The organism is Gorillibacterium timonense (assembly GCF_001457415.1).
Lineage (GTDB): Bacteria > Bacillota > Bacilli > Paenibacillales > NBRC-103111 > Gorillibacterium > Gorillibacterium timonense.
In genome coordinates this window covers 248,972-266,396 of the sequence record NZ_LN881724.1, presented here as the reverse complement: position 1 = coordinate 266,396, position 17,425 = coordinate 248,972, and the positions used below count along the sequence as shown (strand labels likewise).

The window sequence follows — 17,425 nt, the reverse complement described above, 5'->3', positions numbered from 1 at the left end:
GGAATCAGAACCGATCCGTAATATGAAAAAAGAGATACTGGGTATTCTCCGTCCAAGCATAGGAATCCCGGTAATCCCAATACCGGTGCTTGCTGCTCACCGTATGGGCATTGACGAGAGGCATCCCGTTCTTATCCCGGGCTGCAACGACCGTGCTGTGCCCGTACCGGCCGTCACCCTTCCAGCAATAGCTGATGACGTCGCCCGGCTCCAGCTCCTGCGGGGTTTCGACGATCTTCGCCCGAAGCCCGTGCGATCGGCCGACTGACAAGTATCGGCGCAGGCTGTCGGCAACGGCCCAGCTGTAGCTCCAATTCTCGCGATTGCCGCTCATTCCGCGGTACCACCAGCCGGAATCTCTTCTATCAGTATAGTTCATCGGCGCTCCGCCTGCAAAGATGCACTGGGAGACATAATTCGAGCAATCCACTTCAAATTCAAGATAGGCGGGATTCGCCGACTCCCAATACCGGTCAGCGTACTCTGCGGCGCGTTCCCGGTCGTAGAAGGGGGTTTTGCGAATGTCAGCGCGGGGATCGAGCATCGGCTCCGGTCGGCTCTCGATTCTTGCATCCGGAGTAAGAAATCGTGTTGGATATTCCCTAGATCCCTGAAGAAGCGACAGCTCCTCGCGCATATCCGGCTCAACCCCGGCGATCATCCAGTCCCTCTTGCGGGCCGAGAGGAAGAGGCATTCCTGCTCCATCCGCTCTTCCACATGCAGTTCACCTTGAATGCGATAAGCGAAACGGCTGTGGAGGCGAACATCGGCAAGCATCCCGTCCCGGACTGGCCGCAGGGCAAGCAGTCTCATGCGGACTTCCCGATTGATGGGCTCAAGCCCGCGCTCCCGATGCTGGACGTTCAACCGGTCGATTTTGCCTTTTTGCCTATCCCAATAGTGAGTGTCGTCTACCAGCGATTCCAACACGGCCGGATCGTAATCCGCTTCCATCCGGTTGCGCCCATAGGCATATTCGTAGATGAGTGCTTTCCAATCCATCGCCATCCCCCCATCCGTTCCACTATATGAAAAATCAGCTTGGCTCATGTTAGCTTCCAGCTTGCCGAGGGACCGTGTATGACGGACGAGCGCTCCCTGTCGGATCATAACGGGACTGCAAACCGCCTTCCCTTCTTGGGTATCGGGAGCTGCCTTTTGGCCAATTCTTTTGAGTAAGCCCATTTTCTCCCTGCTGTCGGAAGCGGTTGCGACTCCATTTGTTGTGTGAAAAAGCAGTTTACTCACGGGAGCAGAATCGGTATACTTACCATGATAGCATAATGAAATCGGGTTTCAACCTGTGAAACTACCAGTTTTGCCCCGATCTATTTCCGACTGGGACAGGAGGCTTGTAGGATGGCGAGAAAGGATCATTTCAATGTAAAGAGCACGCTGCAGTCCGGCGGGCAGGAGTATGTGTATTACAGCTTGCAAAAGCTGGAGGAACGGGGTCTCGGCCAGATCGACCGCTTGCCCTATTCGATCAAGGTGCTGCTGGAGGCAGCGGTAAGGCAATTCGACGGACGGGCGATCACGAACGAGCATGTGAAGCAGATTGCCGGATGGGCGGATAACCGGGATGCAAGCAAGGAGATCCCCTTTATTCCAGCGCGGATCGTCCTTCAGGACTTTACCGGCGTGCCCGTCGTCGCCGACCTTGCGGCGATGCGCTCCACCATGAAGCGGATGGGAGGCGATCCGAAGAAGATCAACCCGCTCGTTCCCGTCGATCTGGTCATCGACCATTCGGTTATGGTCGATCAATTCGGAACGAAGGAGGCTCTCGCGTACAACGAGGCGATCGAATTCGAGCGCAATGAAGAACGCTACCGCTTCCTCCGCTGGGCACAGACCGCGTTCGATAATTTCCGCGCGGTGCCGCCCGACACAGGCATCGTGCACCAAGTCAACCTGGAATACCTCGCATCGGTGGCGGCGACCCGCACCGTGGACGGCGAAGTCGAGGTGTTCCCCGATTCTCTCGTCGGGACCGATTCCCACACCACCATGATCAACGGACTCGGCGTCGTCGGCTGGGGCGTAGGCGGGATCGAGGCGGAAGCCGGAATGCTCGGCCAACCGCTCTATTTTGTTACGCCGGAGGTGATCGGCTTCAAGCTGACCGGCAGTCTGGTTGAAGGCGTCACAGCGACCGACTTGGCTCTTACCATCACCGAAATTTTGCGCAAGAAGGGTGTCGTCGGCAAGTTCGTCGAGTATTACGGCCCCGGTCTCGACTCGATCAACCTATCCGACCGAGCTACCGTGGCCAATATGTCTCCGGAATACGGGGCAACCATCGGCTTTTTTCCTGTCGACAAGGAGACACTGAAGTACTTGCGCAGCACCGGACGCAGTGAGGAGCAGGTCGCTCTGGTGGAAGCCTATTACAAGGCTCAAGGGCTGTTCCGCGAGGAAGATAGCTCCGATCCGATCTACAGCGATACGATTGAACTCGACCTCTCCACCGTAATGCCGAGCCTCGCCGGCCCCAAGCGCCCGCAGGACCGGGTGGAGCTGACCAACATGAAGAGCGCCTTCGACTCCATCATCCGCACTCCGATCGACAAGGGCGGCTACGGCCTCAGCGACGAGAAGATCGAGCAGGCAGTGGACGTCGCCCATCCGAATGGCAAGACGACCTCTCTGAAGACGGGAGCCGTCGTCATCGCAGCGATCACGAGCTGCACGAATACGTCCAACCCGAGCGTGATGCTCGGTGCGGGGCTGGTCGCGAAGAAAGCGGTGGAGCTCGGCCTGACGGTGCCGGAATACGTGAAAACCAGCCTGACACCCGGCTCTCTGGTCGTCACGGAGTACCTCATGAAAGCGGATCTGCTCGCACCGCTTGAAGCTCTCGGTTTCCACGTTGCTGGTTACGGCTGCGCCACCTGTATCGGCAACAGCGGACCGCTTCCGCAGGAAGTGGCGGAGGCCATCGCCGAGCACGATATGACCGTGGCGGCGGTGCTCTCCGGAAACCGCAACTTCGAGGGACGCATTCACGCACAGGTGAAGGCCAACTATCTTGCTTCCCCCCCGCTCGTCGTTGCTTATGCTCTTGCCGGAACCGTCAACATCGACTTGACGCAGGAGCCGATCGGTTACGACAAGGAAGGAGCACCTGTCTATCTGAAGGACATTTGGCCGACCTCTCAGGAGATCGCCGAAACCATCCGAATGGCCGTAAACCCCGGCATGTTCCACGAAAAGTACAAAAATGTCTTCACCGCCAACAAGCATTGGAACGGTCTCACGGTTCCTCTCGGAGAGCTCTATGAATGGGAGGATTCCTCCACCTACATTCAGGAGCCCCCCTTCTTCACCGGCTTGTCCGAGGAAGCGGGCGATATCGTCAGCTTCTCCGGCATGAAGGCTTTGGCCATGCTTGGCGATTCGGTGACGACCGACCATATCTCCCCGGCAGGCAACATCAAAGCCGACAGCCCCGCCGGACTCTACCTGCAGGAACATGGCGTGGAGCGGAAGGACTTCAACTCCTACGGTTCCCGCCGCGGCAATCATGAAGTGATGATGCGCGGTACCTTCGCCAACATCCGCATCCGCAACGCCGTTGCTCCCGGAACCGAAGGCGGCGTGACCAAATACCTCCCAACCGACGAGGTCATGCCGATCTATGACGCATCTATGAAATACCAGGAGCAAGGAACCCCGCTCATCGTGCTTGCCGGCAAGGAATACGGCACCGGCAGCTCCCGAGACTGGGCCGCAAAGGGGACCTACCTGCTCGGCGTCAAAGCGGTCATCGCCGAAAGCTACGAACGCATCCACCGCTCCAATCTGGTGGGTATGGGCGTGCTGCCGCTGCAGTTCCCGGAAGGCTTCGGCTGGCGAACGCTTGGGATTACCGGCACGGAGACGTTTGAAATCTCCGGCCTCGACAATGCCGTACAGCCGGGGCAAAAGCTCCATATCTCGGTAACCCGCGAGGATGGCTCCGACTTCTCCTTCGAAGCGGTCGTTCGCCTCGACAGCATGGTCGAAGTCGATTATTACCGCAATGGCGGCATCCTTCAGACGGTTCTGAGGCAGATCACCGCGGGATAAGCTAACGGACCCTCGGTGTAAGCCGAAACGTACAAAAAGGACCTTCATCTCCACTTTTCCAGTGGTTTTGAAGGTCCTTTTGTGTGATTCGTTAGGCTTGCTCGTTCGTGCGAATCCGGATTACCTCACCCGTCCGGGATATCCATGAAACACCTGAAGGATGAACTCGCGATCAGGAACCTTTAGCCGTTCGTACGAACGCAGAAAATCCGCCTTATCGTAATCGGCCTCTTCCAAGCGGATATCCACGGAACCCTTCCCCACCTCAACGATCGCATAAGGAGCGGACGGCTTCTCTCCGCAGCCCAACGAGCCGGGATTGAGGTAAACGGCTTTGCCGCCTCTCAAACAAAGAAGCGGATGATCGTGCCCAAAGCAGATCACGTCCTCCCGGCTGTCTTTGAACAGCGCTTCCAGGTTCTCGCGGGTCGGCTTCACAATCGGCGCAAACGGTTCGCCGGCAATGGGAGCCCGTTCCTTTCCCTTTACCAGTGAATAATGGGTAAACCGGAACGAGGTGCCCTCAAGCGTTCGCAAGATCGTCCGCGGCAGCTGTTCCAATCGTCTTCGAAAAGAAGGGTCCATCCGATCGGCAATCCATTTGTGATGCACTCTCACGTGGGAATGACTCTCCGGATATCCTTCTCCGCGGATCAGGGCCAGGACCGCCTCATCATGATTTCCTGTTACGAGAGAAACGTCGTTTCTCGAGAACAGCGCGTCCAAGACTTCATTGGTGTCAGGACCAATCCCGACCATATCTCCTAGCACATAAATGTGCTCCACATCCCGCCTTCGGTCCACCTCCCGAAGAAAAGCGCGCAGAGCGGGAGCGTTTCCGTGAATATCCGCAATCACTGCCAGTTTCATGTTATCTCACACATCCCCGACGCCTAATTTCTTATGACATACTTAGTACGCTGTAAACTCACAAACCGTGGTTATCGCACCACTTCTCATACCGATTGACGCCGCTTCGTATCCACACGATCAAGGTTGACAGCGTACTAACATCTTCATACGATGAATTCCCCCATCGGATCCATAGGGAGCAACGCTGTTCCGTATCCCCTCGTTCAAGGATGCACCGTACTAGTTTAGCCTCATGGGGGGATAGAGTCCATCCCTATCCATAAAAGAACCGGCTCCCGGGCAATCCGGGAACCGGTCTTCAGCTGCTTGATTTCTCGATTGTTCCTCAGCTTCAGATGAGGTTGGACTTTTGCAGCAGCCGCTGTACGATTACGGCCACTTCGGCGCGGGTGATGCTGGAGGCCGGAGCCAGCTTGCCAGCTCCCCGACCCGAGACCACTCCACTCTCGACACAGGCTGCAATGCTGCTATACGCCCATGAGGCGATGGCGGAACGATCCTGATAAGCGGAGAGGACCGCGTCCGTACCGCTCAGCTTCTCGGTCAAACCCGTGATTTTCATCGCCTTGGCGATGATCGTCATCGCTTCCTGGCGGCTGATCTTTACCGTGGGCCGGAAGCTGCCGTCTTCATAGCCGGTGATCAGACCGTAGCTGTAGGCGGTCTGAACCGCTCCGCTGTACCATGCATCCGCCGACACATCGGTGAACGGCGCGGTGTCATAGGCTTGCGGTCGAAGTCCCAATCCTTTGACGAGGATAGCTGCGAACTCTGCCCGCGTGATGTCCCGGTCCGGCTCGAACAATCCGCCGCCTACTCCCTCCACGATCATCCGCGAGCCCATGTCGTTCACCGCGTTTTTGCTCCAATGGCTGGCTACGTCGATAAACTCCACCGGATTCCCTATTACGGAATAGGTACTGTTGGTCAAACTGTTGATCGTAGCGTAGCTGTTTCCATCTGTTTGTGTTACCTGAGTCGGCACATGACGCACCGTTCCGTCCGCTTCCACGACTACACCTGTCGTGATCCTGCTCGGATCTACACCTGCGGGAATGGCGATTGTCCGCTGCACGTATGCCGAATACGAGGTGATTTCCACCACATTCGTTCCATAAAACGCACTCACACGGAAGTCATAGGACGGTGCGGTCAAGGTAAAGCCCTTGTTTTGCGCAGCCGCTTCGAGGAGGTTCTGCATGGTGATTCCGGTCTTGGATATTTCGATTCGCAATTTGACCTGCTCGGGGTTCACGCCAAGCTCACTCGCAAGCTTCTGGATATCGATCTGCGGGGCAGGCACCCTGTAAGAAGCCTGGCTCGTCTTCAGCTCCAACGAAGCGTTCTGCCGCTCCATCTTCCGCACGAGATCGCCGTTCAATTCACCTACCAAGACATCGGCATCTCTCGTGAACAGGACCGTGATGACGGCATTCGGACCAGCGGCTGCCAAACGAGCATCCAGCTTTTGCGGATCGACGTCGATGGTGACCGTCCTTCGGTTATCCACCATCGTGGTGGTAGCCGTACCCGCGCTCTCCGCTTTGCCGTTCACGTATACTTCGACTCCACTGTCCGCAGGCGGCGTTGTGGTCGAGCCCCCCGTCGGAGCCGTTTCCCGTGTTACTGTGATCGTGTACGGCTGCGTCGTCGTGCCGTCCTCCGCTGTCACGACCACCGTCACGGTGTTCGCGCCTTCGCTCAGCGTGATCGCGCCGGACGCAGAGCCGCTCGCCACGGGCGTTCCGTTCACCGTGACCGTCGCATGCGCTTCGTTCACCGTCGGCGTCACCGTCAGCGATGTTACCGCGTTGCCCACGCTCGCCGTGTAGCCCGTCGTACCCGACGCGAATGCCGGGGCCAACGTACCTTCGCTTAGCGTCAGCCCGCTCAGCGTTGCGTCGTTCGACGCTACAGGCGGCGCCGAATCACGAGTTACCGTGATCGTGTACGTCTGCGTCGTCGTGCCGTCCTCCGCTGTCACGACCACCGTCACGGTGTTCGCACCTTCGCTCAGCGTGATCGCGCCGGACGCAGAGCCGCTCGCCACCGGCGTTCCGTTCACCGTGACCGTCGCATGCGCTTCGTTCACCGTCGGCGTCACCGTCAGCGACGTTACCGCGTTGCCCACGCTCGCCGTGTAGCCCGTCGTGCCCGACGCAAACGCCGGGGCCAACGTGCCTTCGCTCAGCCTCAGCTCGCTCAGCGTTGAGTCGTTCGACTTAGCAGGTGTGCTGTCGCCAATCGACACCGTCAGCGTCGGATTCACTCCACCGCTCATGCCCAATGTGAAACTATGCGTGCCCACTGCCAATCCAGTCAGGTACTCCTTTTTCAAGATGAGCATGCCTGTTTGAGCATCAAACGAATACGCACTGCTGCTGATGGCAGCTCCGTCGAGCTCCAAGCCAGACAATGAGTTGCCTTTCAGCGTTACGGTCACCGCGACATCGGCATAGTGGCCCGCGCTCGGATCAGCCGTATTTTTGTCGAAGGTGGCGCCAGTCGGATTAACCGTACTGTTTTGTACCACCGGTGCAACTGAAGATATAACGAGTTTGGACGACCCCGCGAGAAGAATGGCTCCGTTCGCCTCCAGAAGATCACCGACCTCCGAGTTCGCCACGTTTCCTGGAACCTCCTGCCAGGTGTTCCCTTCATCTGCAGAATAATAGAGAGCCGGCGCATTGCTGGAATTCGTCCCTAGCAAATAGAGAACGCCATTTTTCTGTTGCAAGGATTGGAGAGAGGAATAAGACAATGAGGCCCCCGTCACGAACGAAGGTGCGCTCCAGGATGCCAAGTCGGCGCTGCTTCTTGTAAAAAGTTGATAGCTGCTGTCGCTGCCGCTCGCGATGTATTTCGTTCCATCGTAGAGGATATTGGCCAGCGTGTCGGTTTGATTCGAATAAGCTGCGGATCGATCGGTCCACACCAAGCCATCCGGCGAAGTCCATAGGCTCACCGTATCGACCTCATAGGTAGCGTCGTCATACCCATAACCGATGACAATGAATTGATTGTTAGCATACGTCACCGAAAAGAGGGCTTCCGCATTCGACGCAGGAAGCGTCGGCTTGTTCCAAAGGACCCCATCAGAGGAGGTCGCTAAGAAAGGATTGTTCGCACTCCCGGAATACTTCGAGCCGACCGCGACAAAGGTGCCGTTGCCGAAGGCCACATCCCCCAACGATTCCGATTGAGTAAATGGAGACTGAATCGTCCAAGATGCTCCGTCAGCGGAGGTCAGCAGCGCCGGTTTGGATTGATAGACGTCTCCCACCGCTACATAAGCGCCATTGCCGTATGCCGCTGCTTTCAGGGAGCGCACATGCGGAGAGATCGTCCTTAACGTCCAATCGGACAGATCGGGAGAGGTCCAGACCGTCCCGTCGTTTCCTTGCGCTCCCACAGCCACGTACTGAGAACCGTCATAAAGGATATCCCGGAACGTCCCACTCCATTTATACTCCCAATTCGAGCCGTCCGTGGATACCTGCAGTCCCTCATTCCCTACCCGGATGTATTTTCCATTCAGGTAAGCAGACTTCTGCGCAACGAATTCGCTCTTGAACGGCTGCATCGTCCAGGAGGTTCCCGTCGTCGACATATATACAGCGCCATATCCATACGGGCTTTGATTGCCGAACAAATAGAAGAACGTCCCGTCGTAAAATCCATTGAACATCTGATTGTCGGTTTGGCTCAAGCTTTGCTTAAACGGACTGCCTGCAAGGGTGAACGACGACAGGTCCGTTGACATCCAGATATACCCGTAAGCGTCAGAGATAAAATAGCGATCCTTCATCCAGCTCAGCATGTTGATCGACAATGAACCCATGTGATCCGGGTTCTGGGGCTGAGAGGCAGACCAAGTCGTTCCGTTGACCGTGGAGTAGATCTTGCCGTCTCCTCCGCCAAAGGCCAGTCGGGTGCCTCCGTTCCCTACCGTCACGGTAGTGAGGCCATAGATTCCCGGGAAACCCGCCGGGTTATGCTGGGTCCAGGTAATGCCGTCGGGAGAGGTAAGGTAAGTGCCCTGAGTCAGAGCATAAAAAGCGGAGTTTCCATTTAACGTCAAGTAGCGAACCGAGCTAATGTCGCTTGTCACACCGGATGCTTGCTGCGTCCAGGTGATGCCGTCGGGAGAAGTGAGAATGACTCCCTTCGACCCCGTAACAACAAAGACTCCATTGCCGAAGGATGCCCCATAAAACATAAACTGGTTCGGGTCGGTGACGCCGTTGTAATGAGAGTCAGCGGAGGTTTTCACAGCCTGCCAGTGGTCTGCATCCGTTGATCTCACTATAGTGCCGTAATATCCTACTGCCACGTATGTACCGTTCCCGTAAGTCACATCGGTCATGGGTTTATTGGGTATAGAGTCGTAGCTCTTGGTCGTGAACGTTTCCGGTCCAGATGCTGCGTATGTAGCAGCCATCCATTCTCCCGGAATGAACTGTAGCAGCATAGCCAAAATGACCAGATGCGCGATTCGAAGCTTGCGGACTGCTTTCTGCATTTTGTTGCCTCCCCAAAGTCGGTAATCTCCTCGATGCTGTCGAGTGCTTGTTCATAAATTCGACAAATAAACTGAGAATTCCTCTCAGCAAATAATAATTTTTGTTTAATAATGATAAAGACTTTTCCTATAGGTGACGCAAGAGATGGAGAGGCTAGACAGGTGTTACTTGAAGGTGCTGTTAAATAAGAGGTGTTAATCAAGAGTTTAAAAAGAACTTCTCGAAGAATCCTTCCTCTAGGAACAAGCCAAACTCTCCTTCCGCACGCAAAAAAACCGGCCCTCCCCATCTGGGAGAACCGGTTTACAAGAATCGTTATTTACTTCGTCGTTTCTATATTTTCCAGCACTCGCATCAGCATGGTGACGGCTTCCGCTCGGGTTGCCGTATCGTTCGGAACGAACTTGTCACTGCTACGGCCATTCACGATGCCCAACTGGTACATGGCTTCGACCGCAGCCTTCGCCCACTGTGGAATGGCTGCGTCATCCGCGAAGCTGGTTGCGACTTGCGCTTCCAGCGGCAGCTTGAGCGCTCTCGCGATCATCGTCGCCATCTCTGCGCGTGTGATGCGCTCGTTCGGACGGAAGCTGCCGTCCTTGTAGCCGCTGACGATTCCGGCTTCCATCGCCTGCGCCACCGCTTCCTTCGCCCACGCGCCGATCTTCGCTTCATCCGCGAAGGAGAGCGTCGAGCCCGATGCCTTCAGCCCAAGCGCCTTCGCCAACATCACCGTGAACTCCTCACGGGTGATCGCGCCGTTCGGCTTGAATGTGCCATCCGGGTATCCGGTGATCAGCTTCTTGCCTGCCGCGTTCCGAATGGCATTCTCGCCCCAATGTCCGGCAATGTCCGTGAATGTTACAACAGGCTGCTCCGGCTCCGGTTCAACGGTCTTCTCACCGACCGCCAACACCGCAAACTTCGTAAAGTGATTCACCACAGCCGTAATCCACTCTCCGTTCACCACTCCGCCTACTTCTACCCACTCTTTCTTCTCTTCGTCATAGTAGAAGATGGCGGCTCTCTGATCCGCACCCACCCGGGTCGGATCAAACTTCATCGTGATGGTGACCGATTTGCGGAACAGCCCCGGAACGTTCTTCGTCATCTCATAGACGGAGCTGACGAAGGCTCCCTGATCGGCTTGCGGTACGGCTTCCGCCGCGAGCCTCTCGATGATCACACGCAGCTCACCATTTGCTGCTCCAATCGGAAGCGAAACCGTGACTTCACTACCGAGGCTCACCTCGCCAGATTTGCCGTTCGGGATGACAATGCTTCCGTTCGTAGAGGTAACCGTAGACGATTCGCTGCTTCCCGTACCTGTGCCGCCGGTATTGCCTCCATTATCCGGCGTTACCGGAGCTGCTGGAGCCACGACCGCCATGTTCGAGAGCACGCTCTCCCCAGCCGCATTTACGGCAGTCACGGCGAACGCGTAGCTCGTGCCGTTCGTCAGTCCGGTTACGGTGTAGCCGGTGGCGGTAATACCCGCCTGGATAAGCTCCCATGATCCGGGATCAGCCGGAACTCCCCCCTTGTAGCGGTAAACGGAATAGTGATCCGCCCCCGCGATGGCATTCCAAGTCAACGCCGCGCTTCCGTTCCCCGCCGTACCGGTCAGGTTCTGCGGCGCTGCCGGTGCTTCCGGTTGTACAGCCGCTTCCGGCACGGCAACCGTCACATTGGAGAAGTCGCTCTCCCCGGCCGCATTCACGGCTTTCACCGCGAACGCATAGCTCGTGCCGTTCGTCAGTCCGGTTACCGTATAGGTAGCCGCTGTTACGCTGGAAGTCAGCAGCGTCCAGTCGGCTGGATCAGCCGGAGCCGCTGTGCCTTCGTACTGGTAGACAGCGTAAGATACTGCATCCGCCGAGGAATCCCAGCTCAGCTTCACTTCGCCGTCCCCTGCCGCTCCCGTCAAGTTCACCGGAGCCGCCGGAACCGGCGGTAGATCGGCTGACGGAGTCACTTCGTTCGACGGAGCGGACGCAGGCGACTCACCCTGTGCGTTGACTGCCGTCACGGTGAAGGTGTACACTTCTCCGTTCGTGAGACCGGTGAAGGCGATCGGACTCGCCGTCCCCTCCACTTTTCCAACCTCGGCACCGTCGTGCCAAGCGGTTACGACGTACTTCACAATCTCGCTGCCCCCGTTATCTTCCGGAGCCGCAAAACCGATCATCGCCATTCCGTCTCCACCCGCCGCATGAACGCCGATCGGCGCTTGCGGAACGGTCGGCTGAGGCTCTTCATCCAGCACAACCGCAGGCAGCGCGGTCAGCTCGCTGATGGAGAAGCCTTTGCCTTGGCCTCCGGCTGCATACAGCATGAAGGAGAAGGTGCGTTGCCCCTTCCAGCCGCTGATCTTACGCAAATCGAAGCTCAGTTCTCCGGACTGATCGGTATCCGCCTGAAGGACGATGTCTTTATTGAAGCTGTAGCCGGTGTTCAACTTGATCGCCCATTTCGCCCCGCTGTCCACGGAATCGACCTTGACTCGAATGATCGGATAATCCGTGACATTGTAGGACATGAGCTTGCCCACATATCCATAATCACTTCCGGTCACCGTGACTCGACCCGCGCCGTCCGCCGTCTCCACCTTCGCATTTTTTTCCGTCCAGTCCGACAGTTGGGTCCAATCGGTTAGCGGAATTGGCTGTAGACCTGGCCCCGGCAGCTCATCCTCGACATACGCCAAAGATTCGAACCCTTTGGTTCTCGAGTAGGCCAGAATGCCGACAGCTCCATCGGGTATCGGGGTTTCCGGCAACTCGATGCTGACAGCGCCATCTGCTCCCGGAATAACCGCGACCGGAGGCAGTTCAGTCAGCCGGCCTGCAGGTCCACCCCAGTACAGAACGTAGTCTTCCACATAGGTCAAGTTTTGGGGAGGCGTGACGGTAACCTTACCCTTCATCCACCCTTTGCCCGATACGCCGACACGCAGTTCCACTTGGCTGGGTGCATTCGGTTCAAACAGCTTGAACGGCGCCGTTGCAACCACCGCATAGCTGTTGCCCTCCAGCAGGACCACTCGATAATCTCCCGGCGGCAGATCGACGGTAAAGCGAACCGTTCCGCTCAGGAGGTTCCCCGCGTTCTCGACGACGAGCGGTTCATTGCTCTCACTCGGGTCGATTCCGTCGTCCTTCATAATGCCAATTCGGTATTGCCCTTCTGCAGCCACTTTGTAAGAAATCTGAATCGGCTGCCCCAGAACATACCCTTGTTTATCCGGGATGAGCTCGGATGTGGGCAGCTTATCAGTCGCCAGATAGTCGATCTGGAACGACTTGCCCTTTCCGCCGGCCGCAAACAGCCTGACGGTGAACAGCTTGCTGCCGCTCCATCCGGTCAACGCCTTCAGGTCGTAGGTGAACTCTCCAGACTGGTTCGTATCACCCTGCACCGTGATGTCGTCGCCTCCATCCGACACCTTGAGCGCCCATTTACCACCGTCGCTCACTTTCGTTACTTTCACCGTGAGGGTCGGATGGTCGCTGACATTGTAGCTCAACCTCTTCGCCACATGGCCCCAGTCTTCCGTAGCATTCGGCAAGACCGTAATAGTGCCGATTCCATCTTCAACGGTGAGGGAAGCATTCTTCCCCATCGTCCAATCGCTTCCGTATGTGAAATCCTCGACGTCCGGCAATGCCGTCTCGCCCCACGATGTCCCGAGGTCAATCGCACGCGGTTCACCAGTGTAGGTTTCCAACTGGTTCGCCATCAAGGTGAAGTCGATCATGGCCGCTGCGGTGAACGTACTGGGGCTAACCCCTTCGACGTTTCCGCCCGCTTGGATATTTTCCGAGAAGTTTCCTGCCTTGATCGTATCGCGAATCGCCGTATAGACGATCTGCCGCGCGTCACCCTTGAGTCCCTTGTTCAACATGGTGTACACGTTGACCGACATGACCCCGTACTTGAACAGCTGTCCGTTGACCGGAGCATTCGCATTTGCCATGCCTCTCCAGAAGTCCATCAGCATGCGGGTCTCCGCCGTTGTCAGGCTGTTCGAATAGAGCGCATTGAGAATCGATTCGTTCTCGCCAAGCCAAAAGCTCTTGCTGTTCAGGAAATAGTATTGGTTGAGCTTGTTCGGATTGGTCAGGAACCATTCGCGGATATCCTTTTCCACGTGGGTTTTGTGCGCTTCCCACATGGCGATCTCGGAATCCGGCATTCCGATCTCCCGCGCGATCCGGATCGCGAAGTCGGCATCGAACAGGAAGGATGCCATGAATTCGACGTCCTTCTCATCGGAATTGTCATGGCCGATATAGATCCAGCGCGGATTCTGCTCCAGCCAGAGCAGGTTGCGCCGAATAGCGGGATACTCCTGGGCCAGCTCTTCCTTCGCAGCGCCGCCGTTCTGATAGATCACCCAAGCGGCTTGCGCCTTCCGAGCGGGCAGCACCTCTCCCGGAATGTAGCCGTCTTCGCCTACCAAGGACATCGTCCCGACATAGGCTTCCCATGCTTGCCGCGGCATCATATAAGACAGCCACTGCTGACCGAGGAAGCTCTCCCAGGCGACGGACCCCTTGTTGTAAGGAGCGCCGAAGCCCCAGGTCGAAGCCTTGCCCAGCACCACTTGAGGATAGTTAAAGTAAGCCGTATTCTCCGGAAGAACATTCATGTAGTTGTTCAGGAAGAAGGCAAAGGCTCCATAATAGAACATCCGATGCTGAGCAGCCGTCACGCCTCTGCTGTCGATACCGGCGGGAATGCCGAAGGTTTGCGGCGCCGGAACCTTGCGCAGGTACGTATCGAACACCTGCTTCGTATCAGCAAGCGAACTTTTCACGCTCCGCTCGAAATTCCTCGCGGATCGGGTTACCGCCGTATCCGTCCCTTCCTCGACAGGAGCGAAGCCGAAGCCGACGGCAAACGTGCGGCCGCTAACGGTTCCGACCGGAATGCGCAACGACCATGTATTCCCACTGACAACGGGGGCAAGGCCAAGGGGGGAAGCCGTCAGGTCTTCGCCTGTCAGTTCAGCGAACGTGAGCGCATAAGCGTAGCTCGGACCAGTAACGACGAGCGCTTGCTTCGCTGCATCCCAGCTTGCCGTTCCGTTGTTATCGACGGTTCCGCCGAGAATCAAATCCATGTCCCCGGTTCCGTTTACCTGCAGGACCCGAACGACCGAGGAATCGGCGTCGGTAAAATAATCGTAGCCCTGCACCTTCACGCCGGAAGGCGTGGAATAAGAAGCGTTGAAATCGATCTTGTACGGGTACCACGTCGTGCTGACCGAAGCCGCTGCGCTGCCGGATTGCCCGCTCGCAGCGATTTGGGCATTCATCAGACCAAAATACTGAATCTGCTCCGGTCCGAGGAAGCCGCCGATGTTGAACGCAAGGTCCTTCGACATCGGAGCTTTATTGGCATCGATACCAACGCCGCTTTGGTTCGGATTGAGCGAGAAACGTGCGCCAGGATAGCTGAGCCATCTCCACTGGTTGCTCAAGCTGTTGGCGATGCTGTCGCTGTCAAACATCGGGTCGCCGGATAGATTAACCGTGCCGATCACCTTGTCCGTCTCCCGCAGCATGATCGCAGCCGCATTGGAGAGCGCACTGCTTCCGTTTGCATTCACAGCCTTCACCGCGAAGAAATAAGGCTTTCCGTATTCCAGCCCCTCGACGGTGCTGGAGGTGCCCGTTACCCCCGATTGAACTTGAGTCCATGCAGTGGGATCGGTCGGCGCCGATTCACCTTGATATCGATAGATTTCGTACGTCTCTGCGGAAAGTACAGCGTTCCATTTGAGCTGAACCCGACCGTTATCGGCCGACGCGGTCAGCCCCGACGGAGCCGAAGGCGCCACCGCCTGCGGACCGTATACCTCAAACTCGTAAAGCGAATACCCGTAGTTGGTGCCTCTCTTCGTTCCCAACATTCTTACATACTTCGCTTGTACGGGATCAAAGGAAAGGTCGTCGATGCCGCCGTTGCCATTCTCAACGGTATAGACATCCTTCCAGGTTGCGGCGTCGTCCGAAACTTGAATTTTGTACATCTTCCCGTAGGCCGCCTCCCACTTCAACCGCACGCGATCGATCGTGTAGGTTCCGCCAAGATCGACACTTATCCATTCCGAATCGGTTCCCTTGGAGGCCCAGCGGGTCGAGTCGTTGCCGTCCACCGCATTGCTGGCGGTAAAGCCATCGTTTGAGGAGACGGAGGCCGTCTTCCCAAGGGCAAGATTCGTATCCAGATCGGCATAGGCGACTACCTTGTCATTGATGAGCGTTTTGCTGCCGTCATAGCGGAGGCTGCTAGCAGCCGGTGCTACGACCAGCACGACGGAATGCCCCGCCGAAACGGTAAAGCTCTGCGTTCCGTTCACTCCCTTGGCGACATACTGACCGGAAATGACATCGAACAGGTCCGAGCTAGAATCAAGAGCAATCTCTACGCTCTTGTTCTCGCCATAAGGATTGTAATAGAGATAGGTCGGATAGCTTTCTTTCTTGTAAAAGTCGAGTGTGTTCAAGTCGATCTGCAGAATCTTCTCGACATTCGTCTTTTCAAACAGGGCTCCGAAGAAACCGGCCCAACCGCTGCCGTATAGCCCCAAATTCGTTGTGGTATCGCTTACACCCCATTGCTGCCAAAACTTTTCCGGATCTCCCGTCGCGCGCGGGGACTGGCCGTTTTCGGATTTCCGGAGCCCCTCGTAGGCGATGACATGCTCGGGAGCATTTTGGTATTGAGTGCCGTAATATTGCTTGTCTTGCGGCATCTGGTCCGCATAGAAGAAGCGGGCGGCATTGCTGACGTTCAGAAGCCACTTCCCAACGGTATCCGCATATCGCGGATCATATTTGACCGTGGGCGCAAAGAAGGCCGTCGCGAAGGTGTTCATCAAAAACGCATACCCTCCGCCGTCATTTCGGCTTCCCTGAAGGCCATAGACATCATAGCCGTTCCATGACTCCTGGAGGGTTCCCCAGCCGCCGCGCACATTGGAGCCGGACAGGATCCATTGAAAGAGGTGGTTCAGGTCATAGTCGGTACCTTGCTCCGCATTCATCCGCGCGGCGATATAGGGAGCAAAGACGGCCCCTACCTCGTAATAAGGGTTGCTTCCGATATCATTGAAGTAGTTCATGCCCCATTTGGCGGCATCCAAGTATTTGGAGTCTCCTGTTCGCATGTACTCCCAGTACTGAACGAGCGAGCTGATCACGCCGCCTTCGGGAACCGTCCAGCTGCTGTCGACAGGAGTTTGCTTGTCATGGTCGAAGGATTGATGCCAGAAATTCGCATTCTCTCCTCCCAGACTGACCGTCATTTTGTACAAGGCATCGGCGATCTTGGTGCGGTATTCATCGGCATGCGGTTCATTCGGATACTGTTCTGCAATGATGTAATAGAGCAGGTTGGGGGCGAGGTCATACCACCAGTCGGTCTGGTTGCGGGTATGATCGGACTTGGCCCAATTGAAGAACAGGTTGCGGTTGTTATCCGTCTGCATAAATGTGCGAATAAGATCGACGTAATTGTTGCCGTCTTGATTGGATTTGTCCACGCCGACGAGTGTCGCCCCCGCCACGCTCCCCATCAGGTTCACTGCTTCCTGATCCCCATCCAGCTCCAGCCGGTCATCCCCGTAATACGAGGGCAGCTTGAACGTGTTGTAAGGAAGATTGTAATGGGTGGTATCCCATTTGATAGTGGGAAACTCGCTGGTTTTGTTCCAATCGTAGACGAAGGCGTCGTAATCGCGCGCTCTCTGCTTCCAGTCCATGTACTGATAGGGAGCGGGTTGATTCGGAAATGCACTTATACCTGGAATGCTGATTTGGGAGATAGTCCTGGCCGGAATGGATACCGGCTCTGCTGCCGCTCTCTCTGGCATAACGGGAACAAGAGAGCCAGCCAATGCGGTGACGCATACGAGTGAAAGCCACTTTTTGCGCATAAGATCTCCTTT

Annotated in this window: 5 protein-coding genes; 1 reads left to right on the top strand and 4 read right to left on the bottom strand. The window is 56.5% G+C overall.

Translation table 11 applies throughout. The features are described from left to right. Positions 1-4: 4 nt before the first annotated feature. Positions 5-1,186: an amidase domain-containing protein gene (locus BN2684_RS13955; RefSeq protein WP_058302788.1), complete on the bottom strand. Its 1,182-nt coding sequence runs from the start codon at positions 1,184-1,186 to the stop codon at positions 5-7. 174 nt (positions 1,187-1,360) lie between these two features. Here BN2684_RS13955 and acnA point away from each other — a divergent pair, with 174 nt between their 5' ends. Then, positions 1,361-4,072 (top strand): aconitate hydratase AcnA, encoded by a 2,712-nt coding sequence (gene acnA / locus BN2684_RS13950; RefSeq protein ID WP_058302787.1) that lies wholly within the window; start codon positions 1,361-1,363, stop codon positions 4,070-4,072. Positions 4,073-4,192: 120 nt separating this feature from the next. Here the strand turns inward: acnA and BN2684_RS13945 are convergent, their stop codons facing one another. From BN2684_RS13945 to BN2684_RS13935, 3 genes are all read right to left on the bottom strand, one after another. Then, the gene (locus BN2684_RS13945) at positions 4,193-4,942 is read right to left on the bottom strand and encodes a metallophosphoesterase family protein (RefSeq protein ID WP_058302786.1); all 750 of its coding nucleotides are present in this window, start codon (positions 4,940-4,942) and stop codon (positions 4,193-4,195) included. A gap of 334 nt (positions 4,943-5,276) precedes the next feature. Continuing rightward, positions 5,277-9,467, bottom strand: coding sequence for a cadherin-like beta sandwich domain-containing protein (locus tag BN2684_RS13940; RefSeq protein ID WP_058302785.1), 4,191 nt, complete (start codon positions 9,465-9,467; stop codon positions 5,277-5,279). Positions 9,468-9,787: 320 nt separating this feature from the next. Continuing rightward, complete coding sequence (locus BN2684_RS13935) at positions 9,788-17,413, bottom strand: S-layer homology domain-containing protein (RefSeq protein ID WP_058302784.1); 7,626 nt, start codon at positions 17,411-17,413, stop codon at positions 9,788-9,790. Positions 17,414-17,425 lie beyond the last annotated feature (12 nt).